The 21,050-nt window shown below is 45.4% G+C and carries 20 protein-coding genes; 5 read left to right on the top strand and 15 right to left on the bottom strand.

Features of this window, described 5'->3' with window-relative positions; genetic code table 11:
• The first annotated feature begins 94 nt into the window (after positions 1-94).
• The 3 genes from BLV90_RS03080 to BLV90_RS03070 all read left to right on the top strand — a co-directional run bounded on the left by BLV90_RS03080 (position 95) and on the right by BLV90_RS03070 (position 2,853).
• The gene (locus tag BLV90_RS03080) at positions 95-1,723 is read left to right on the top strand and encodes a high affinity choline transporter 1 (protein WP_091735987.1); all 1,629 of its coding nucleotides are present in this window, start codon (positions 95-97) and stop codon (positions 1,721-1,723) included.
• Positions 1,724-1,853: 130 nt separating this feature from the next.
• A complete protein-coding gene (gene cudC / locus BLV90_RS03075; protein ID WP_091735984.1) occupies positions 1,854-2,399 on the top strand; it encodes a choline uptake/conversion transcriptional regulator CudC in 546 nt (181 codons plus the stop codon).
• A gap of 103 nt (positions 2,400-2,502) precedes the next feature.
• On the top strand, positions 2,503-2,853 hold the full coding sequence (locus tag BLV90_RS03070) for a hypothetical protein (RefSeq protein WP_091735981.1): 351 nt from the start codon (positions 2,503-2,505) through the stop codon (positions 2,851-2,853).
• 66 nt (positions 2,854-2,919) lie between these two features.
• On the opposite strand, the gene BLV90_RS03065 is transcribed toward BLV90_RS03070, so the two are convergent.
• The 8 genes from BLV90_RS03065 to BLV90_RS03030 all read right to left on the bottom strand — a co-directional run bounded on the left by BLV90_RS03065 (position 2,920) and on the right by BLV90_RS03030 (position 13,128).
• Complete coding sequence (locus BLV90_RS03065) at positions 2,920-3,702, bottom strand: carbon-nitrogen family hydrolase (protein WP_245726232.1); 783 nt, start codon at positions 3,700-3,702, stop codon at positions 2,920-2,922.
• Between the two features lie 38 nt (positions 3,703-3,740).
• On the bottom strand, positions 3,741-4,109 hold the full coding sequence (locus tag BLV90_RS03060; protein WP_091735974.1) for a hypothetical protein: 369 nt from the start codon (positions 4,107-4,109) through the stop codon (positions 3,741-3,743).
• A gap of 445 nt (positions 4,110-4,554) precedes the next feature.
• Positions 4,555-5,742 (bottom strand): methionine gamma-lyase, encoded by a 1,188-nt coding sequence (megL, locus tag BLV90_RS03055; protein WP_091735971.1) that lies wholly within the window; start codon positions 5,740-5,742, stop codon positions 4,555-4,557.
• 16 nt (positions 5,743-5,758) lie between these two features.
• Complete coding sequence (locus BLV90_RS03050; RefSeq protein WP_091735968.1) at positions 5,759-6,136, bottom strand: hypothetical protein; 378 nt, start codon at positions 6,134-6,136, stop codon at positions 5,759-5,761.
• Positions 6,137-6,200: 64 nt separating this feature from the next.
• Entirely contained in the window at positions 6,201-7,505 is a 1,305-nt protein-coding gene (locus BLV90_RS03045) for an anti-phage deoxyguanosine triphosphatase (protein ID WP_091735965.1), read from the bottom strand.
• A gap of 179 nt (positions 7,506-7,684) precedes the next feature.
• Positions 7,685-9,094: a family 10 glycosylhydrolase gene (locus tag BLV90_RS03040; protein ID WP_091735963.1), complete on the bottom strand. Its 1,410-nt coding sequence runs from the start codon at positions 9,092-9,094 to the stop codon at positions 7,685-7,687.
• Between the two features lie 18 nt (positions 9,095-9,112).
• A complete protein-coding gene (gene dacB / locus BLV90_RS03035) occupies positions 9,113-11,980 on the bottom strand; it encodes a D-alanyl-D-alanine carboxypeptidase/D-alanyl-D-alanine endopeptidase (RefSeq protein ID WP_091735960.1) in 2,868 nt (955 codons plus the stop codon).
• Between the two features lie 215 nt (positions 11,981-12,195).
• Entirely contained in the window at positions 12,196-13,128 is a 933-nt protein-coding gene (locus tag BLV90_RS03030) for a hypothetical protein (RefSeq protein ID WP_143034984.1), read from the bottom strand.
• 269 nt (positions 13,129-13,397) lie between these two features.
• On the opposite strand from BLV90_RS03030, the gene BLV90_RS03025 reads away from it, so the two are divergent.
• Positions 13,398-13,796: a fluoride efflux transporter FluC gene (locus BLV90_RS03025; RefSeq protein WP_091735954.1), complete on the top strand. Its 399-nt coding sequence runs from the start codon at positions 13,398-13,400 to the stop codon at positions 13,794-13,796.
• Positions 13,793-14,152, top strand: coding sequence for a fluoride efflux transporter FluC (locus tag BLV90_RS03020; RefSeq protein WP_245726231.1), 360 nt, complete (start codon positions 13,793-13,795; stop codon positions 14,150-14,152). The genes BLV90_RS03025 and BLV90_RS03020 overlap by 4 nt, the downstream gene beginning before the upstream one ends.
• A 707-nt stretch (positions 14,153-14,859) precedes the next feature.
• On the opposite strand, the gene BLV90_RS03010 is transcribed toward BLV90_RS03020, so the two are convergent.
• The 7 genes from BLV90_RS03010 to BLV90_RS02980 form a co-directional block, all read right to left on the bottom strand.
• The gene (locus BLV90_RS03010; protein WP_177167868.1) at positions 14,860-15,561 is read right to left on the bottom strand and encodes an RHS repeat-associated core domain-containing protein; all 702 of its coding nucleotides are present in this window, start codon (positions 15,559-15,561) and stop codon (positions 14,860-14,862) included.
• Between the two features lie 309 nt (positions 15,562-15,870).
• Complete coding sequence (locus BLV90_RS03005) at positions 15,871-16,494, bottom strand: GNAT family N-acetyltransferase (RefSeq protein WP_091735945.1); 624 nt, start codon at positions 16,492-16,494, stop codon at positions 15,871-15,873.
• A gap of 40 nt (positions 16,495-16,534) precedes the next feature.
• Complete coding sequence (gene rsgA / locus BLV90_RS03000) at positions 16,535-17,599, bottom strand: ribosome small subunit-dependent GTPase A (RefSeq protein ID WP_143034982.1); 1,065 nt, start codon at positions 17,597-17,599, stop codon at positions 16,535-16,537.
• A gap of 197 nt (positions 17,600-17,796) precedes the next feature.
• Positions 17,797-18,441, bottom strand: coding sequence for a flavin reductase family protein (locus BLV90_RS02995; RefSeq protein WP_091735942.1), 645 nt, complete (start codon positions 18,439-18,441; stop codon positions 17,797-17,799).
• Between the two features lie 82 nt (positions 18,442-18,523).
• Positions 18,524-19,681 (bottom strand): homogentisate 1,2-dioxygenase, encoded by a 1,158-nt coding sequence (locus tag BLV90_RS02990; RefSeq protein WP_091735940.1) that lies wholly within the window; start codon positions 19,679-19,681, stop codon positions 18,524-18,526.
• 83 nt (positions 19,682-19,764) lie between these two features.
• Positions 19,765-20,268: a molybdopterin-guanine dinucleotide biosynthesis protein B gene (mobB, locus tag BLV90_RS02985; protein WP_177167867.1), complete on the bottom strand. Its 504-nt coding sequence runs from the start codon at positions 20,266-20,268 to the stop codon at positions 19,765-19,767.
• A gap of 109 nt (positions 20,269-20,377) precedes the next feature.
• Complete coding sequence (locus BLV90_RS02980; protein WP_091735934.1) at positions 20,378-21,001, bottom strand: SurA N-terminal domain-containing protein; 624 nt, start codon at positions 20,999-21,001, stop codon at positions 20,378-20,380.
• Positions 21,002-21,050: the final 49 nt, after the last annotated feature.

Genomic DNA, 21,050 nt, shown 5'->3' with positions numbered 1-21,050 from the left:
GAATACCCTGCTTCCCCGTCGGAGATACTGAAGACGATGCTTTCGGCAAACTCATCCTACGAGTAGGTATCAAAAAAGGGGTTGAATATCCTTCATGGGTGGCACATCTAACAAACCTAACTGGAACATCATCGGGTTTATCGGGATTGGAGTCCTAGCTGTATTTCTATTGGTATACGCTACCCTCAGTGGTCGTGATATTTTTTGGACAGGCTTAATCTTTATGCTTTTTTTCTTCTTTATCATTTACTTCATCGGTGTCTATGCCGGGAATAAAAACGATACTGGATTACAAGGCATGATGTTAGCAGGAAGGTCGATCCCTCTCTGGATCGGGATGTTCTCGATGAGTGCTACCTGGGTCGGTGGAGGTTATATCAATGGAACCGCCGAGGCCACCTATAGTCCTGGTCTTGTCTGGGCGCAAGCTCCCTGGGCCTATGCGATCAGTTTGATAATCGCTGGTATTTTTTACGCACGCCGGATGCGTAACTATGAATTTACAACGATGATCGATCCACTTGAAGCACGCTTTGGGAAAAAAATCGCCGCTGTTCTCTTTCTACCAGCGTTAGCCGGAGAAATTTTCTGGAGCGGAGCTATCTTAACCGCATTGGGCACTACCTTTGGTACGATCCTTGGACTCGACTTCACCACATCCATCATCATCTCCGCTATCTTTGCTATCGCCTATACTGTGGTAGGTGGTATGTGGTCTGTGGCCTACACGGATGCTGTACAATTGTCCATCATTATTGTAGGTCTTTTCCTCATCGTTCCCTTCGCCATGAAACATACTGGAGGGCTACAGGAGAACTGGACACAATATGTGTCCAGTATTGGTAAAAATGGAACCAACTACGCCAGTTTTTTCCCTCCATTAAACGGTTGGAAAGACCCTAGCTGGGGAGATAAGTACTGGCAATGGTGGGACCTTGCCTTCCTACTTCTCTTCGGTGGAATTCCTTGGCAAGTATACTTTCAACGTGTTCTCTCTTCCAAAAGTGCATCGATCGCCATGTGGTTATCTATCATGGCTGGAGGTGTCGCCTTGATCGTAGCTGTCCCATCCATGCTAGTGGGGATTATTGGTTATAATGCAGACTGGACAGCACTGGGATTTCCCAAACCGGAAAACGCAGCCATGGTGTTCCCGTATGTGCTTCGCTATCTAACACCTAGTTTTGTAGCTGCAGTTGGGTTGGGCGCATTAGCAGCGGCGGTGATGTCCTCTGTGGACGCTTCTATCTTATCTGCGGCAAGCATGTCTTCCTGGAATGTTTATCGACCTCTCTTCAAACCGAAGGCAACTGCTAAAGAACTTGGAAAAGTAATACAACGAGCCATTTTGCTCGTTGGGGTAGCCGCCACTATCATCGCTCTCAATGTGAAGAGTGTAAGTGAACTATGGGTTCTTTGTAGTGATTTTGTCTATTGCATGCTTTTTCCTCAACTAACGATGGCACTCTTCTCTAAATCAGCGAACTGGTATGGCTCCGTCGCTGGTATCATCGTCGCCTTTATTCTCCGCATTGGCGGAGGAGAACCTGTTTTTAACATTCCGCATTTCCTGCCTTACCCCATGATCCATGAAGGAGTAGTACTCTTTCCCTTCCGTACCTTTGCAATGGTATGTAGCCTGATCACGATTTACGTTGTCTCTAAGCTTACTACAAAGCTAAGTCCCCCCGTTCCTCTACACAACCCACGTAAGATTACTTAATTTATTTCCTCATTCACCCCTTGGTTAACAAACAAGGGGTGAATTTCGATTGACAAAACCGTACAATATAAACTGTATATACAGATTGCAATGCTGTTTGTGATTTTCCCCTTAAAAAGGAGGGTACCCTTTGGTCACCCCTACAAAGATTGAAGAAGCACGGCGTGCTTACATTGAGTCCCTCACCGAGACAATGGCGATGTATGGACTAAGTCCTTCCATGGGCCGTCTTTACGGAACGATGTTTTTTCATGAAGATCCGATGACACTGGATGAAATGATGGACCTGACTGGTATGAGCAAAACTAGTATGAGCACTGGCGTTCGTGCGCTATCAGCTCTAAAACTAGTCCACAAAAAATGGCAAAAAGGGGTTCGAAAAGACCTTTATGAGGCTGAACATGATCAAGTTCGTTCCTTCATTGAATTTTTCTGTGTCATGTGGGATAAAGAAATTGAGCTGAATGCCCGTGCCCTATCACGAGCCGAAGAGAATTTAAATGGCTTATTGGATGATCCTGAGATCACTCCTGAAGAAGTAACGAACATAGAAATGGACCTTAATCGTCTAGCAAAAGCAAAGCTATATTATACCTGGTTACGTAATCTAGTAAAAACCTTTGAGAGCGGGGAAATTTTTGATCATGTTCCTGTCCCTGAATACTTGGACAAGTAGTCATTCATGGTGGCAAAGAAAAATCATGGATTGTCCACGATCAACCTTTACCTTACTGTGATACCAACTTTTCGATCAATTCAGCATAGGAGGAAGCTATCACATGTATAAATTGGATATTCAAATTGATATTGCTCGGGAAATTGAAGAAATGGACAAAAAAGCTTTCCATCAGGATCTGCGAAAGTTACTTAGTAAATATTTTGAGCTCAATTCCATCCATATCCGTAAGGAAATTCATAGGGTTGAAGTGGAGAGCCTTCATTTCCGTGAAAAAACAGAAACGGAGGCAAATCAGCTACCCCTTTCCGAACCCCTTATAGACATCGAACGGAAACCCCTCGTTACCGAATTTAACCCGAAAATTCATCAACCAGCCCTCCCTCAATCTCAAAGAGATACAAAACAGGGGAAAAACAACTCAACAAGCGAAGATGAAACACTATATTACTAAAAGAGCGTGGCGGAGTCGGCCACGCTCTTTTAGTAATATAGTATCTATCTACTTTATACCTTCATATTAGATCTTATAGCGCTCTGGCATACGATCCTCAAAAACTGGAATCTGGCTCCGCACCCTGGATACTTGACTCAGATCGATATCGACAGTCAACATTTCCTCGTTTTCTCCACCTTCGGTAAGGATTTCCCCCCATGGATCCACAACCATGGAGTGGCCACAGAAGGTATTGTTAGGATCAGATCCCACTCGATTGACAGCGACAACCATCATCTGGTTTTCTATCGCACGGGCTTGGTTTAATATCCTCCAGTGATTAAGTCGTGGATGCGGCCATTGAGCTAGGACGAAGAGAATTTGAACTCCTTCGATAGCAAGGGAGCGTGCCAATTCTGGAAAGCGAAGATCGTAGCATATCATCACACCACCTACGCCGTCCTCGACAGGGAAGACAACCTTACCTTCCTTCCCTGGTGTTAGCACTTTCTCTTCCTCCATCAAACGGAAAAGGTGGACCTTCCCATAACGGGCAATCTTCTGGCCATCAGCGGAGAACACATAGGATGTATTATAAAAATCATCACCCTCCTTCTCCCCAATAGAGCCCGCAACTAAGGTAATTCCATGTTGCTTAGCAAGTAAAGACAATTTCTTCTGTAACGAACCTCGGTCGGCGATCTTTTCAAACCGGGTTAAGTCATATCCTGTATTCCACATTTCCGGTAGGACAACCAAATCGGGTTGCTCTTCCCTTACAGCCTGGGCGATTTTCTCTTCAACTTGTAGCCAATTCGCCTCAGGATCTCCAAACACGACATCCATCTGGATGATTGAAATACGCATCGCTGTCCCTCCCTCAATACCCATCAACACATCATCGACTACATGTTGCTAATTCTTCGTTTCATTCGTCTACTATAACCGTACTGGGGGAAAAAGCGAAAGGTACGAAGCAATGTTTTATAGCGTCGCTTTACTTCCTCTCGGTAGGTTAAAAATGATTCACCCTCCATGTAGAGTAGACTGAAACAACTAAGATACATAAAACTAACCACTTCATGCACCTCAGGATACCGACCGACCAGATCACGATGGTGTAATGTCTCCTGTACAGCTTGTACACGTTCCAAGATCAACTTCGCTGTACTGAGCTCTCCTCTTCCACTCATGCGAAAAAGTGCCTGCGCATTTGTGTCAATCTGCGGGAGGATTTCTCTCAATTCTCCATGTAGGCGACATTGTAAAAGCACCAGAAAACCACCTGCCATTCAAGAAGTAAAAACACCCCAGTTACCATTCAACGAAAAGTAAAAATTTTATTTTTATTATAATTTTAACAATGAACCCTCTGCATCTGATCCCACCTAATTGCGGAACAACTAGTACCTATGCAGTCCCAATGCTACGATCGCCTTATTTCATCAACAATCGTGAAATTTCGATCTCTTCAATCGCTAATCGTGTCGAGGAATGTCTCCTTACGCCTGTCAAGTGATAGTCGATAAAAAAATTAAATTTTTTGGTTCTTTTTATAGATCCAATATACCATCATCACTCAATCCTCTTCAAGACCATTTTGATACAGAAAATTATACGTTAAAAATAGAAGAGAGGCGGATTCCTCTCCTTATACCCCTCTCCATCATCGGGAACGCTTTTCTGCCCACTCATTCTACTAGACGAAATAAAGTGGAATCACCCTTCAACTTCCTCTAAAGCGCTTTGCAAATCAGCGATAATATCTGTCACATCTTCTAATCCTACAGAAATGCGAATCAAATCATCAGTCACTCCCATACGTAAACGCTCCGGCTCGGGAATGGCTGAATGGGTCATCGTGGCTGGATGCTGGATTAATGTAGTGACTTCGCCCAAACTGACTGTTAAATGACACAACTTTACTTGATCCAGTACCTGACGTGCTCCTTCTAACCCACCTGTAACATGAAAGCTAATCACACCCCCGAAACAATCCATCTGACGTGCTGCTAACGCTCTTTGGGGGTAGCTGGATAAGCCGGGATAAAACACACGCGTCACTCGTGGATGGCCCTCTAAAAATTCAGCAACCGCCATTGCATTCATCCGATGACGATCCATCCGCACCTCCAACGTTTTTAACCCTCTTAGTAGTAACCAAGCATCAAAGGGTGAGAGTACGCCACCAATATCCTTTAAGGTAGACTTCCGTAAAAAATCGATTTCCTCTTTTCTGCCAACCGCCAATCCTGCAATGACATCTCCATGTCCACCGATATATTTGGTAGCACTATGGATAACAAAGTCCGCTCCTAGCTCAATGGGCCGCTGTCCATAGGGAGTAGCAAAGGTATTATCTACAACCACCTGTGCACCTTTTCCCTTGGCAATTTTGCTAATTTGATGTAAATCGGCTATCTTCATCGTGGGGTTAATCGGTGTTTCCAAAAAAATCACGCGTGTGTTGGGGTGTATCGCTTGATGAATAGCATCTTCATCGGATATATCAACATAGTCGGGTATTACACCAAAACGATCCTGAAGGTACCCTAGTAAGCCATAAGTACAGCCATACACACCATCTCCACAAAGGATATGATCCCCTGATCGTACAAGCCCCATCAACACCCCTGAGATCGCCGCCATCCCCGAACTAAAAGATAGCCCTGCTTCAGCCCCTTCAAGATCAGCGATCACTTCTTCTAATTGCTGTAATGTCGGATTCCCCAGACGGGTATAGATATAGCCCTCCTCTTCCCCGGAAAACCTGCAAGCGCCTTGTTCCATATTTTCAAAAACAAAGGTAGATGTTTGATATATAGGAGGGATTAATGATCCTGTCTCGCGGCAGGGTTCTGATCCGCCATGAATCAACCGTGTTGAAAATTTTTTTCTCTCCTCCATGGTTCCACTCCCTTTTCTATCCTTTTCTATTTGGAAAAGAGGATCTCTCAGGGCTTTCCCCTCCATCATAGTGAATCAATCGAATCAATCGCACATAACGACCAACCATACACTTCCCATATCGATTGGAAGCGCTTTCAACAAGTAGGGTAACACGTAGACCCTCGATTTGAAGACCTTTCAGGATCGCTGGATCCCCAATCAACTGAAATCGCTCCCCATTATCGCCCTCAACAATCCAACAGCCACCCTCAAGATTTAGATACCGCATGGTTCCAAAGAGGAACCATTGCGGATTCTTCTCGGCTTCTGCGGCCTTGGGAAGGATTCCTCCTAAAACAATCATGAATAATAAACCAACCACCATCCACTTTCGAAACAAAACGGATATCATTCAGCCTTTACCTCCATCCAAGTGATATCCGCTAGTCTCCCATCATCCTGAAGGATTTACTCCTTTAACTCCGCCCAGTACCAAAGAGTCGTTCATGCATCCGTAGAGCATAAGGATCTGTCATTCCTGCGATATAGTCACAAACCACACGCGCCCGAGTAGAAGGATCCCCAGCAATGCGATGGCGATCATTATTTAGCAATAATTTTTCTTCCTCCATCATCGCTTCAAATAGCATCCGTACCACGCGATCCCCTTTCCACGCCAAGGCTTGCACGGATTGCGAATGAATGACTTTCTCTCTCACGATTGATTTCAGCTTCTCATTCAGCGCTTTTAGATCAGTTGGTAGTTTGGCACGGTACATCAATCGTTTAGAAGTGAACGGTGGCCCATGTTTCTCACACTCGACATGATTAACAAAAACGGAGATGAGGGATGCAAAAACCTGTTTGAGCCGGTGTTTAAAATCATCCTGCCCAAGATGGAGCTGATCCGCTGCCTCACCAGCCTCATGTAACTCCTCATACCTTCCCTTCCATGGACCGGTATGTAAAACTTCTCGCAACTCTTCAATTTCTACTAAACGCAGGTTAACCGCATCCTCTAAATCATGGGTTGCATAAGCAATATCGTCAGCCAATTCAATGATCGAGCATTCAAAGGAGAGGTGCTGGGTTTTTCGATAAAGCGTATTGGGGTCTACTACAGTTGTTTGAAAATAACGACGTTCTTCCTCTGCGAAGGTAGCTAATACCCACTCAAAGACAGGGAGGTCACTTTTATAAACCCCGATTTTAGGTGGCCATTTGTTTACCAGGGTGGGGACTACCTCAGCTACAGCATCTTCATAAAGAATAGGGTATTTCATCACAGCTAATAGAAGTCCACGTGTTAAATCCAGCCCCTGTTCGTTTCTTCCCTCTAAACGGGTTAAAATGCGAAAAGTTTGGGCGTTTCCTTCAAAACCACCGAAAGAAGCCATCATCCTATTCAGTGATCGTTCTCCTTCATGGCCAAAGGGTGGATGGCCCAGATCATGAGCAAGGGCTGCTGCTTCAACGAGGGAGATGTCGATAGACTCTCCTTCTGGTAGTACCCCTGAATGGTTAAGGAATATGCCAACCCCACGTGCGATTTGGGCCACTTCCATCGAATGTGTCAAACGAGTCCGATGTAAGTCCCCTACATCTGTACCGATTACCTGCTTCTTGGATTGTAGTCGACGAAAAGTAGCACTATGAATGATGCGCCCATAATCACGTTCAAAGGCATCTCGTACATCACGAGAGGAACGAGAAAATCCTCCCACTCGACGCTGGTGATCGGTATCGTTATAAAAAGCATTTTGATTGATTGTCCTTTTCATCAGTAACCTCCTACAGTTCTTCCCTTGTATTCAATTCCCGTCTATTGTTCGCGTTCCTTTTTTTCAGGATAGTCTCCTTATTTAATAGTATGTAATCAACTTTAAAAGCCCGCATACATGATCACGGGCTGAATGGTTTCATTATCCACCTATTTCTACCCTATATCCACTTTACCACTCTAGTGAGCACGCACCACCAATTGTGTTACGTTTCCTCCTCGAACGATTAACAGATAGAGATGCGATTGGCCAGGTGGATTTTTTAAACGGAGGGTGTAGAGTCCCGGGCGAACACTCGATACACCAAAGAACCCATGCCCATCGGTTTTCATCTGAATCCTTTTACGCCCTAGCCCCCTCATGGTAATCTGTGCGTTATCCATGGGTAGTCCATTTCGGTCAAGGACATTTCCTATCACATACCCTTCGCCGATACACCCCTTCCAAGGCATATCGGGTGTCGGAACAGGTTGCTTAAAGAGCCTTGCCTGCAATTGTTGATAGAAAAGGGAATTTTCCTGGCCATCCTTGTTTGTCATAGCATAGCTATATAAGCAAGCTCCTACCAATCGATTTCCCCCTACAGAGGAAATACGTGTCCGGTCAATTTGTGCTATGCTGCCATCAATAGCGTTAAGATAAATGCCAGGGCCAGCCGCAATTTGACGTTTGTATTGGTGATCTTTTTCCCACTCGATCCATTGGTCGTACCACGATTTTTGGTCAGCCACGTGCTCTCGATCATAATTCATAGGAATGAGAAAATCCATAATTCCCTGTTCCATCCACCCAACCCAATCCTGCAATACTTCATGATACGGGGCGCTTTCTTTATACTCTTCCATGGTTACTGGACCTTTGCTCCATGCGATTACTGCCGCCGATACTTTGATATCGACTCGAATGGCCAGGGCTTGTAGATAAACTTTTCGTACCAGATGGGTAACTTGTTGCCGTCGCCACTCTTTCCAGCTTTCATCGAGGGCATCGGGTATACCCGTAAACCCTGTCTGTTTTTGAAAACGCTCCAAACTGGTTGGGTTATACCCCCAATCCACTCCCATATAACGCACTAAGTCAAGGTGTATACCATCTACTCTATACTCTCGCACCACATTGAGATACTGCTCCACCGTATAATCGACAGCATCCGGGTGACCCGGATCCAGGACATAATCCGCCCCACTGCGATTCACCCCATCCTTCCGATCCATCAGCCAATAGTCACGCCCCTTAGCAGAAGGGCCATGTTGGTTAAAGACATGGTCAGGGGATAAGGGGGGTGTAGCCGAATTCCATATGGGAAGGGTAGCTAGCCAGGCATGTACCTCGATAGAAGGTTGGGAGTTATGCGCCTTTTGCAGCAGATCCTCGAGGGCATCAAAGCCCGGTGTTAAGGAGGGATCTTGCGTGCGAGGCTCCAACGCTCGGTTGTAATAGGCATCTCCACGCCGGCGTACCTGTACGATTACCGCGTTGGCCCCCGCTGCCTTTACATCGCTTAGGAGTTGATCTACTTGTGCAGAGGTTTTAATCCCGTCATGAAATGCATCGACCCAAAACCCTCGAAATTCAGCGGAAGTAGTCATTCTTCATCACGATCCTTCCTATTGGATGTGGGCCTTTCCCTTCCGAGAGTAACCTGCCAACGCCACCCCAATCTTATCCTGAAGGGATGTCTCTGACTTGGCAGTGTACCCATTCATCATGATGGAATAAGCAAGCCACTCATTGTCCTTGGTACGTACATATCCCGCAAGGGTACTTACATGGGTAAGTGAACCAGTCTTCCCACGTAGGTTGTTAGCAGCAAGCGTATTTTTCATGCGATTAGCGAGAGATCCATCCTTCCCAGCCACAGGCAAGGTTTGATAAAAAGCATCAAAATAAGTCGCCTTTTTTTGAACCGCAAGGAGAGACACCAGTTGTTCAGGAGAGACAAAATTATATCGGGTCAGTCCAGATCCATCTTCAATTCGCTTATTTCCTGGAAGATGGATACGCCTAAGATAGCTCTTTACAACAGCCAATCCAGTAGCCGCTGACCCTCTCCCTCGTTTCTCTGAGCCAAGGGTTTTTAATATCATCTCTGCATAAAAATTGTCACTCGCTTTGTTGAGATATCGGGCCACCTCAGAGAGCGGAGGTGACTGATATACAGCGAACGCCTTTTTTCCTTGAGGTACTTGCTTTTCGACGACAGGAGAAGAGTCAATCACCTTGATGCCTTCTTGGGTGAGGGTTTCTTTTAATATCGTCCCTGCATACAGGTGGGGATTTTCCACGGGGACACGGGTGTAATCCCCTTTAAAATCAAGCGGGAGGCTACCACTGAGACGGATGTGATTGGTTCCGCGCTCCCGTTCTATTTTAAAGGTATTTTTTGAGCCAGCGGCTCCCGTCGTTACATTTGCTTCTACTTGAATGCTTTTTGTTTTTGGAGTAACCGTCCAACGTGCAGGTTCCCCTTCCTTTTCTCCTGGCAAATAATCAAAGCGAACGGTACCACGGTTTAAGCTAAGTGCTGTGATCTGAGGTTGATAATACTCATTTTCGTTGTCAGACGCCCATCCTTTACCATACACCTCATCAGAGAAAGCTGTAGAATCAACGGCGACATTCCCTTCAATTCGGCTAATTCCCTTCTCCTTAAGATCTTTGACCATTCCTTCAATCGTAGGCCCTTCTTGTACTCGCAACGAGCCCTCTGTAGCTAGGGTGGGGTCCCCATAGCCTTTGAGGATGAGATCCCCATTCAGCGTACCATTGCCCACATCACCCTCAGCCACTAATTCCGTACGAAAGCGATAATCTTCCCCCAAAGCATCAAAGGCTGCTGTTGAGGTTAATAGTTTGGTATTGGAAGCAGGGGTTAAGTGCGTCGTCCCACTTCGTGCATACATCTCTTCCCCTGTGTCGAGAGAACGAACCACCATGTTCGTCTGTAACCCTTCGTATCCTTCACTCTCCACCAAGGGATCCAATATCCCAGAGAGCGGATACGTTCTTTTTTTAGGTAATGGTTTGGAAGCAGGTATATTGGGATAAGAGGCGAGTGTAGCTCCAATTTGATCCTCCATGTCATCTGCAACCGACTGTTGGTTCACTCCATTCACCATCACTGAAAAGGCTACTTTCTCGCCTTGGCGATTTTGTACAATCCCTGTCAATCCACTAATACCCGACCCATCCACTGGGTAGGCTTGCAATCGCCCCTCTGCAGGTGTACCATCCATACGGTCCTTTAATACTCCTCTGCCCGCTGTCGTTAAAAGAGGAGTCACTGGTTTCTGAGCCTTTTGCATCAAGCTGGTCAATTGTCGTGGAGACATCACACTCATCCGAGAAAGTCCCGATCCATCCTTCGGCTGAAAGGTATCCTCTACTCCCACTTGTTCTTTCGCATACTGGCTCAGAACATCGATTCCCTCTGTATCACTTCCAACCTCTCCTGCTTCGACTGCCAATTGTCTAAGTAGCATCTCACCGATCAAGCTATGTTTCTCGCTCTTCATTCGCGATACTATTTTTTTGATGGAAGGAGATTGGTGCACCAAAAGTGGATTCCCCTTGGGTGCACTCCCCCTTTTAACCTGGGAGCTCGATGCAAAATGAATACCAACACGCTCCATCCGCTCTTGAAAAACTTTTCCCGCGAACAATGAGGGATCATTTACCGTACGCCTCCGATGAATCGGTGGATGCATTTTGCTAATCTTCCCGGTGACTACGAGTTCATTTTTAGCCCTTGTACGGCTAACAGCCAAGGATTCACCAACTACCGAAGTGGATGCTTGATTGATGACCTGGAAATTTTGCGAAGCAGGAGAAACCCTTACCCCAGGTTTTCCACCCAAGTGACCTGGCTTCACCGTGACATCTACCGTATTACCATGAACCGCCAAGGCACCAATGGGTGCACTAGCCGGATAGGATTCTTGATCCCACATCCAACTGATTCCGAGCCGTGTCGGATCAAATCGCGTGTCATCTACGAGGAGATCCCCCTCAACTCTCCGAATCCCTCTCTCTTTCAGATCACGGGCCAGCTTATCCACTTCAGCTACATCCAGAGTAGGGTCTCCTCCGCCTTTTATAATCACATCTCCTTGCAAATCTCCCCGTTTTACTTTTCCACGGGTATATAATCCCGAAGAAAAACGGTGAGTTCCCGGCCAGGTATGTAAGGAAGCACCTGCCGTCCACAACCGGGCTACGGAGCCGGGTACCAATGTTTTTTTAGGGTGATAGGAAGCCATCACTCGCCGATCCTTCAGTGACACCACATTAAAGGCAACAGACATCCCTGCGGCACGAGGCTGTTCTTCCATTCCCCTCACAATCGTCAGTAGGCGCTGTTCCAATCGTTTGTCAGGATCATCTGCTGCTTCTGTTGTCATAGAAACAGGGACAAGTCCCACCGTTAGCCCCACGATTACCCACAGAGAACACCACCATCTCCATTGACTCCACATGGGCAACCCACCCTTCTCAGTTTCAAGCCAATCATAGCTTATCCTGATTCTACCAGGTTATCGGAGCAAATCATGGCGAAACCCGTCGTTCGTCAGCAAAAGATCCTGAAAGTACAGACAACATATGGACGAACCTGGGTTGTACACCATAACAAAAAAAGCGGGGCATATCCCCGCTTTTTAGCTATTCGTCTATTCATTTCATTTTTGTAGATTCATCCAGTCTGACGAACGTGGTAGCTTGTGCTCTCTGAAAGAGGATCATTTTCTCGTTGCCCAGCAAAGGACGGACTACCATCAATTACTGCAAGAGGCATAAATACTTTGCGCTCACCCTCCCAAACATGTGGAGAGTAAAAGCTATACCGCCGTCCTTCCATTGCTTCTGCATAAACTACCCGACCTGTCTTTGGACGAACTAAAGCCGTACTTACTCCAAGGGTGTCTTGCCCTGCCCGTTCAAAAATTAAATCAAAACCCCCTTCGCCCTCGGGTAACAAATTGGTTACCCTACGGGCAAAGGGCTCAATGGTCCTCTCTTTATATAGCCCGATAGTATCCTGACACTCCTGCCAATATCGATCAGACTCAGGGAGCCATGGCATTGCTGATGGCCAATCAAACCGATTTCCCTCTTCTAAAGCGATCTGCTCTAGGCTTATCACACCAATTAACATCTCTGCGTACCGATCCTCTAAGTATAGACGTTGTTCTTCCGTATTCGTCACCGCAATAATCCGGCCACCACTGCGATGGAGTGCTTCTAAGATCTCAAGACCATTCCGGTCAACCTTTTCCCGGTTACTACACCCATAGTAGAAGAGTGCAAACTCGCCTCTGGTAAAATCAGCCCGTTGTAGCATCCTCTCTGGCCTTAAGGCAGCCCCCTTACCGAGAAAGGTCATATGTTTCCCTCTTGTAGAGTCCGAAAACCCAATCGTCCCACCCTCAGCCAGCATTTGAAACAACCGTGGAAATTCTGACTCTGCTCCTGAATACATCAACTGATCAGGCAACTGTCCTCCGTTCCGCCGCCGTGCTTCTTCCACCAAAAATTCACCCATCGCGTGCCACTTTCTCCACCGGGAGGGGTCACCCGGAATTTTAGTATAGATTCCCCGGTAACGTAGGCTGCTTTGGTCCATCATCGCGTATCGCTCCTTTGTAAGGTGTTTTCGCTTGTTTTGGACCCTCCCAGGATCCCATACCATCCGAAACTGCCACCGAGATTGTATTAGTACAGAGGCTCTAATTTGTTCTTTGTTATATAATACACAGAGACGCTTCAGATGACAAGGCTTTTTTCCGGAAATTCAAAAAAAGAGGCGAACCAATGGACGATATTGATCATTCATCCGGCATTGGCTACACTAAGCCATGAGCATAGATTAACCTACAGAAAAAGGAGGCGCCCACGATGCCCTATCTTCTGATTGGATTTGCCGGTGCTTGTGGAGCACTCCTTCGCTACGGTTTATCCCTTTTTTTCTCTTCATCAGGAGGCGGCTTCCCTTGGATCACACTTTTCATCAATTGCTTCGGTAGTCTTCTCCTCGCTTGGATCAACGAAGGGGCGGGAAGATTTTTCAACCTTTCACCTCAAGTGAAAACGGCTATCACCTCAGGGTTTATTGGTTCATTTACCACTTTCTCTACCTTTAGCCACGAAACGATCACTCTGGTCACAACCGGGCATATCTACCAAGCTATTCTTTATGTTTTGATGAGTCTTTTCGGAGGTCTCCTCTTTGCTTGGATCGGCGTAAAGCTTGCCTTTTTCAAACCCCACTTTCACCAAGGGGAGGGAGATCGATGATGTTACCCATCATTAAAGTGGCCCTTGGGGGATTTGCTGGTTCCCTCGCCCGTTTTTACCTCAGCCTCCACTTTAATCGCCCCACCGATAAACTTCCATGGGGAACGCTTCTAATCAACTGTACAGGTTCCTTTCTACTTGCTTGGATGTACGGAGCTCACTGGTCTCCGGATACACTTCTGCTAGTAGGGACTGGTTTTATGGGAGCTTTCACCACCTTTTCTACCCTTAACTGGGAGCTATACGCCCTGGGAACTCAAGGAGAGCGGAAACAACTATTTCTCTATCTGGGACTCACCTATACTCTTGGAATCGGACTTGCTTTTCTTGGATTTTGGATAGGTGGAATTCAATGAGCAAGGTCTGCCATTCTTTTCGGAGATCTGATCACGGTTATTTTCTTATCCCTTGCTATCACCCAGAACTTATCACTGTTTTTAGGACTTTTACCTACCCGCTGCAATCAAATAAAAAACACCCGACTCATAGTCAGGTACGTTTTCTCTCAAAAAAACTTTATATCATAATTATATTTATATCCGTCGAAATCTGAATTTTTTCCGCACTTTTTTCGGTTCCCATTACTTCTTTTGAATAGAAGTAGTAATAGTTGCAGGGAGGAGAACCCTATCACTATTGGTAGCTACCGTAACGGACGGCCAAAGCTTCGAAGAAGTAACGCAAACCTACGAGCGGGTTACTTCTTTTGAGCCCGTCATTCAGTTTCCCTTTGGTTGTCAGGATCACACGATTTCATTACACTCGGAGAGGTATCACTGGACGGGGATAATTACTTATGGGGTTGTTTGTGGGTTCCAAGCTTTCCTTGGTGCCCGTCCTTTTACTCGGATAATCACCAACCCTAACATACCTCCATTACTTAAAGAAAAAAACCAACGAAATTACTAATATCACTAAAAAAACGATATCAATAGAAGAAATAATATAACTTGACCATCGATCCATGAACCCCGATCCCCTTTTTGTTAAAGAAAAATATACTGCAATTGAAAAAATAATCAAACTTATAATCACAATACTCACGATATAACCCCCATCCTACCTACTTTATTCGAGACACAGCGCACCTTACATACATATATCGATAGTGCCACTTAGATTTATGAGGATGATAATAAATATAATAAAACATGAATGTCCAACATCGAAATAACGCCCTTTGATATCTACTATAGCTATACAAAGAATAGATCCATCTTATAGGGCTCCATCTTAACCAGCGAAATATCTTCTTAAGTATCCTCTTTGCAAAATATTTACGACTTCTCTTACCGTCTGGATCGACCATCAGTATAGGACTATTCTCAGTATATGCATACTTATTCAAACTCAATGGATCGGTATCCTCACCCTCAAATGTATCCCTCGTCAAGAAGCGCCCCATGCCCGGATCATAATACCTACTCTGCAAATAGTAGAACCCTGTCCCCTCATCATACCGATAGCCTGCATACCGATACGGGTTCACTATATCCCCGGTCTCTTTTACGAGATTTCCGAAGGCATCATATTCATAGATGGCTACGTCTACCCCTTTGGAATCCGTCAGCGTTGTTACATCCCCACGGTAGTTGGTCTGGTAGTAGTAGGTCTTCCCATCCCGGGCCATGCTGACCACTTCCCCATTAGCTCCATAGGTATAGTTTGCTACAATCTTTCCACTCTTGTCTGTCTCAAAGGTGACATTGTTATCCTCAGTAACGTTGCTCCACACATAGAGATAATAACAATGATACTTATCCATGAACATTTCTTTACCCAAGATGATTGAATACTTTTCCCCTTACCTAAATATTTAGTCGTTTTAAATAAGTAAAAAATCTCAATTCTCCCTGTGCAGGTATACCCAATAATCCCCCCTTTTTTATCCCTCAATTTATAATTCGAACACTTGCCCTTTTTTGTATCCACTTTTATTATCAAATTTCAAAAAACTATCAATTAAATTATTTTTCCTTTAATAGGATTAAATAAAGAAAATACTTACTTAACAATCCACTAAAAAAACTAGAGAAGGCACTCCCTATTAGGAAGTGCCCCCACATAAACTTCTCTAAAGCTTCACTTTTTTATGATCTCTTACAAAGGAAGAAGTTGCTTTCCACTCCTCGTATTCCTTCGGGATCATCCCATAAATAGCAGTGTGTACTAACTGTCCCTCAGAGGAACGCATTTCATTGCGCAGGATTCCCTCTAAGATAAAACCTGAACGCTCTGCTACCTTACTACTTCGAATGTTGTCTGCATCACAACGGATCTGTACCCGTTGTGCACCCAATTCCACAAAGGCTAGTTCCATCAACCGGTGCACAGCTTCTGAAACATATCCTTGACCCGTCGCACTTGTACGGCACCAGTAACCAATTTCAAAGCGTGGAACAGACCAATCAACACTGTATAAACCACAGGTTCCTAACAACTGCCCCTGATCCCGACGAATCATCTGGAAGATCAAGTCGGTTCGATTTAAACAACGGACCTGATTGTGACGCGCTTGCTCTTCCATATCCATCTCTGTTGGCTTCTTTTTTGCCCACTCCAGCCAACGAGTCAACTCTGGCCAACTTTCTTCAACGGCTTCAAAAAGAAGTGGACCGTCGCCTGGCATCGGTTGGCGAAGAAGAAGCCGTCCCGTCTCAATCGAACTAGGAGCCTCTTGTAATATCGGATGAATCACGCCTATGACCTCCCGCCGTCAGCAGCTAGTCTCTATCTAGTTACCGTCGGTGCCTAGTATTTTTACGATACTGTACCTTTTGCTTTTTCCAACGCTCTCTCTCAGAGCGCATCGCGCCAGCGTCTTTCTTCCGCTCCAGATATGCTAACTCGCGACCAAGCTTTCGGTAATTTTGCAAACGTGCCGCATCTAAAAGCCCCTGATCTATCGCTTCTTGCACCGCACAACCCGGCTCTGTTTCATGGGCGCAGTCACTAAACTTACACTTTTGCGCCCACTTAAGGATATCCGAAAAGGTATGATCAACTCCACCCTCATCCTCCCACATCTTAAGCAGCCGCATCCCTGGTGTATCTAACAATAGACCACCTTCCGGTAGACGCACTAACTCCCGATGTGTAGTGGTATGTCGACCGCGACCATCTGCTCGGACTTCTCCTGTTTCAAGCAACTCAGAATCGGCAAGGCAATTAATCAGAGTCGATTTGCCCACACCCGAAGAGCCCGTTAGAGCAACTGTACGTCCAGAAGTCAGGTACGCTTGTAGCTCTTCAATCCCCTGGCCATTTATCGCGCTGACAATGTGGATAGGAACACCTACTGCGATGTGCGCAACTTGCGCCCGCTTCTTTTCGATATCTGGACAAAGGTCCGCCTTCGTTAAGACGATGACAGGCATCGCTCCACTCTCCCATGCAACAGAGAGATAACGCTCCATTCGTCTCAAATTAAAATCCTGGTCGGTACCCATGACCAAAAACACCGTATCCACATTGGCAGCCACAATCTGCTCATCAATATGAAAGCCCGCTTCACGACGGGTAAATTTACTTCTTCGTGGGAGAATGGCATCAATCACCGCTCTCCCTTCGCCACCTTCGCGCAGTACTACCCAATCACCCACAGCGGGAAAACCATCTCGCCCCACAGCCTGATGACGTAATTTGCCCGAAATCGAGGCAAGACGTTCACCATCTTCGACCTGCACACGGTAAATGTGCTTATGTTCAAGTGTTACCCGTCCTCGTAGGATCTCTTCCTCTTTATTATATGTTTGGTACTCTTCTTCGAAAAACGAATCCAAACCCCAATCTTTTAAGTTCAATGCTTATATCCTCCCTATTGGTTCGTACTTGGTTCATAAATGGGTTGGAAACAGCGTTTTTAACAATGCTGGACATAAGACATCACCCTTTCAGATCCTGGCCGGATTCCGACGTAGATCAATATATTCCTTCTCATTATAGAAAAAGTCTGACCCTTTGTGTAATAATTTATTGATTGGCATATGGCCTTTCTTATTTAAGATTGGCCATATTTCTCTTTCCATTCTTCCGGGCTCAGGCGGGGCATCGAAAACGTTTCACCAATCGTGCTAAAGGTAGTTCCAGCAAGACGGCCCACCGGATCCAGCTTCTCCGTTAGGATCCTCCCTTGGTCATATAGATCATCCTGGACATGAAAAAAAACCACTTCCCCGATGATTAAATCAGTGTTGGGTGAGGAACCATCGCCACCTATCGGAAGGATCTCATGAAGACGACACTCCATCTGCACCTTAGATTGAGCAATACGAGGGACCTTCACCTTTACACTGGATAACAGATCCATCCCCACTGCCTCTACTTCGCTAACATCTGGTGGGAACTCGGTAGCTGTTTGGTTCACTTGCTCTACGTTCTCCCCATCCACCACTTGGATGACAAACTCTTTGGCATGCGCAATATTACGTGCGGTGTCCTTTTGCACACCACCTGGCTTGCGGCCCACAGAAACAGAAATCATCGGGGGATCCGTACTAACAACCGTAAAAAAACTGAAAGGGGAAGCATTCACGGTCCCATCCTCCGCTACAGAAGTTACAAAAGCAATCGGACGAGGTAGAATACTACCAACTAGCAACTTATAATTATCTACTCGTTCTTGTTTTGCTGGATCGATTTGCATGATTAAATTCTCCCTTCAATTTACACCCTACTTACCCTTTCCATTCTGCAATTAATCATGCTCTCTGATCCTCTGCAACCCCTTAATCTCCCAGCCAACTTGTAATATAGTTCGAATCTTCTAACTCGAGTGCTGCTTGCGTCACATAGAGGGGCCGGAAGGTATCTATCATCACCGCTAACTCTTCGGTTCCTTTTTTCCCAATGCTGGCCTCTACTTTGCCTGGGTGGGGACCATGGGGTAGTCCACTGGGATGGAGAGTGATCGACCCTTCCTTCACCCCTTTACGGCTCATAAAGTTCCCCCCTACATAATAGAGCACCTCATCCGAATTAACATTACTATGCCAGTAAGGAGCAGGAATGGATTCCGGATGATAGTCGTATAGGCGAGGGACAAAGGAACAAATGACAAAATTGGGACCAGCAAAGGTCTGATGCACAGGCGGCGGTTGATGAATACGACCGGTAATGGGTTCAAAATCTTCTACATTAAAAATGTAGGGATACAGATATCCGTCCCAACCTACTACATCAAAGGGATGAAAATCATATCCGTAGGAGTGAAGACGGTTATGTGCCTTCACCCGTACCTCGTACTCTCCCCGGTCAGTCCGTGTCTCTAAGCGTTCAGGTAACCGGATATCCCGTTCGCAAAAGGGACTATGTTCCATTAGTTGTCCGTATTCGTTTCGATATCGTTTTGGCGGAACGATCTCTCCAGTGGATTCAATGACCAAAAAACGACTCGCTCCTGTACCCAACTCTATCCGATACGTCGTCCCGACAGGTATAACAATATAATCCCCTGGGCGGTAGGATAAGGTACCAAAGACCGACTGAAACTCCCCTTCTCCCTCATGAACGAAGATCACCTCATCTCCATCACTATTACGGAAGAAATAGTCCATCGATTCGGTCGGTTGGCAGGTTGCCAGCGCAACATCATCATTGACCAACAAGTGTCGTCTTCCTTCTACAGCATCCCCACTCGGTTCCATATCCGCAGTTAACAGATGGCGGTGACGATTGGCCCCCTCTTCTTCAAGAGCAGGTGCCCAATCCCGGAGCTTTTCTGCTCGAGACAACCTCGTTGGCGGATGAAGGTGGTATAGGATCGACTGAATACCAGAGAAGCCCTTCGTCCCCATCACTTCTTCGCGATACAATCCCCCATCCTCTTTACGAAACTGCGTATGCCGTTTACGGGGAATCTTCCCCATCCGATGATAAAAGGGCATCGTCATCCTCTCCCTTTGGTTTCTTAATTGAAAGGGCTTTCATCCTTATTGTATCAGAAATGTTACGAAGATTTCGTTGGTAATCAACCCTTTTCTAGATCAATCTTCCTACTTAACATCCGAGCCATTTGGCCAACCTCATGTGTGTAGTACACGTCATAAGGGAAGTGACCCACTGGTTCAGATACCACTACCGCTTCTAAGTACGTCAATTCCTCCAACCAATCTAGGGATTCACCTGTCTTCAGCAGTGCCCACTTTGGGTAGTTCTCCCTTTTGAATCCTTCAACGAGGACAAGATCCGTTTGGCTATAGTGAAGCAACAGTTCTGCCAATGAACGCGGCTGAGAATAATAAACCGCAGTCTGATTTTGACTCACCAGTGTGACAGGTACGGCTCCCGCTTCACGATGAAGCCAGGAATCTTTTCCCCGAGTATCTAATTCTAATTTCCCGGAATGATGCTTAATTGTCCCCACGCGATAACCCATGGTAGATAGTTGAGCCACTAATTGAGTAATCAATGTGGTCTTTCCAGAATTGGCATGACCGACGATCTGGAGTACAGGTGGATGATGTCTTGTCAAACAGAACCTCTCCTTTATTCTCAGAAACATTTTGAGCGGAAGTCCCCTAATAGAATTTCCGTCTAAAGGCAATAAGTATGATCGCTATTCGTGGTAAAAATTTGCTATCTTATTGAATCGCCGATTCCTGTACTAATCGTTCACCATATTTCTTCCATCTTTGATTCGGTAATAGTTTAGTCTCTTTGCATTCTTTACACTCACCCGTTAGTAATCTTCCCTTTAAATGTCCTATGCTTTTAAGCATTTCATATTTATCAATCATCGATTTCCAGTATGCTTCCGTTGATAATCCTTGCTCTTTCATGATGGTTGTTTTGATTTTTCGCGCAAATTTTGCACCTTCGGTATTTTTTTCTATCATTTTCCTTATTTTTTCCGCATACTTCTCCGCTTCTTTTTTTGATACATTAACATGCCTCTTCTTCGCTTCTTGAAACAATACGATCTGCTGAATATAATCCTTAGTTAATTGTTTCTCGCTAGGTACTTTTTTATGTTGTAATTTTGATTGAATGGCTATATCGCTTTTATAGGTTGCAAAATCTTTCTCATCCACTTTTTCTCCATTAATTATCCTAAAAACATCAGGTTTCCGTTTTGTTTCCTTACTTATTTGTTTAGAAATCAGCTGAATTCTTTTCTCTTGGCCTTCATCATTTAATATGTAGATGACTCCGATCACAACTATAAATGCAATGAGACCCGTGAAAATAATCCAGGGTTTCTTCATTCACTCCACTCCCCTCTTGAGAGGTAATCAAACAATATATTTACTTATA

It is taken from the genome of Marininema mesophilum (assembly GCF_900106775.1).
GTDB classification, from domain to species: domain Bacteria; phylum Bacillota; class Bacilli; order Thermoactinomycetales; family DSM-45169; genus Marininema; species Marininema mesophilum.
This window is presented reverse-complemented; position numbering and strand designations above follow the sequence as displayed.

Coding starts and splice junctions, on each gene's coding strand:
- BLV90_RS03080 (WP_091735987.1), top strand. CDS start 95: ATGGGTGGCACATCTAACAAACCTAACTGGAACATCATCGGGTTTATC.
- BLV90_RS03070 (WP_091735981.1), top strand. CDS start 2,503: ATGTATAAATTGGATATTCAAATTGATATTGCTCGGGAAATTGAAGAA.
- BLV90_RS03065 (WP_245726232.1), bottom strand. CDS start 3,702: ATGCGTATTTCAATCATCCAGATGGATGTCGTGTTTGGAGATCCTGAG.
- megL (WP_091735971.1), bottom strand. CDS start 5,742: ATGGAGGAGAGAAAAAAATTTTCAACACGGTTGATTCATGGCGGATCA.
- BLV90_RS03050 (WP_091735968.1), bottom strand. CDS start 6,136: ATGATATCCGTTTTGTTTCGAAAGTGGATGGTGGTTGGTTTATTATTC.
- BLV90_RS03045 (WP_091735965.1), bottom strand. CDS start 7,505: ATGAAAAGGACAATCAATCAAAATGCTTTTTATAACGATACCGATCAC.
- BLV90_RS03040 (WP_091735963.1), bottom strand. CDS start 9,094: ATGACTACTTCCGCTGAATTTCGAGGGTTTTGGGTCGATGCATTTCAT.
- dacB (WP_091735960.1), bottom strand. CDS start 11,980: ATGTGGAGTCAATGGAGATGGTGGTGTTCTCTGTGGGTAATCGTGGGG.
- BLV90_RS03030 (WP_143034984.1), bottom strand. CDS start 13,128: ATGATGGACCAAAGCAGCCTACGTTACCGGGGAATCTATACTAAAATT.
- BLV90_RS03025 (WP_091735954.1), top strand. CDS start 13,398: ATGCCCTATCTTCTGATTGGATTTGCCGGTGCTTGTGGAGCACTCCTT.
- BLV90_RS03020 (WP_245726231.1), top strand. CDS start 13,793: ATGATGTTACCCATCATTAAAGTGGCCCTTGGGGGATTTGCTGGTTCC.
- BLV90_RS03010 (WP_177167868.1), bottom strand. CDS start 15,561: ATGGATAAGTATCATTGTTATTATCTCTATGTGTGGAGCAACGTTACT.
- BLV90_RS02995 (WP_091735942.1), bottom strand. CDS start 18,441: ATGCAAATCGATCCAGCAAAACAAGAACGAGTAGATAATTATAAGTTG.
- BLV90_RS02990 (WP_091735940.1), bottom strand. CDS start 19,681: ATGCCCTTTTATCATCGGATGGGGAAGATTCCCCGTAAACGGCATACG.
- BLV90_RS02980 (WP_091735934.1), bottom strand. CDS start 21,001: ATGAAGAAACCCTGGATTATTTTCACGGGTCTCATTGCATTTATAGTT.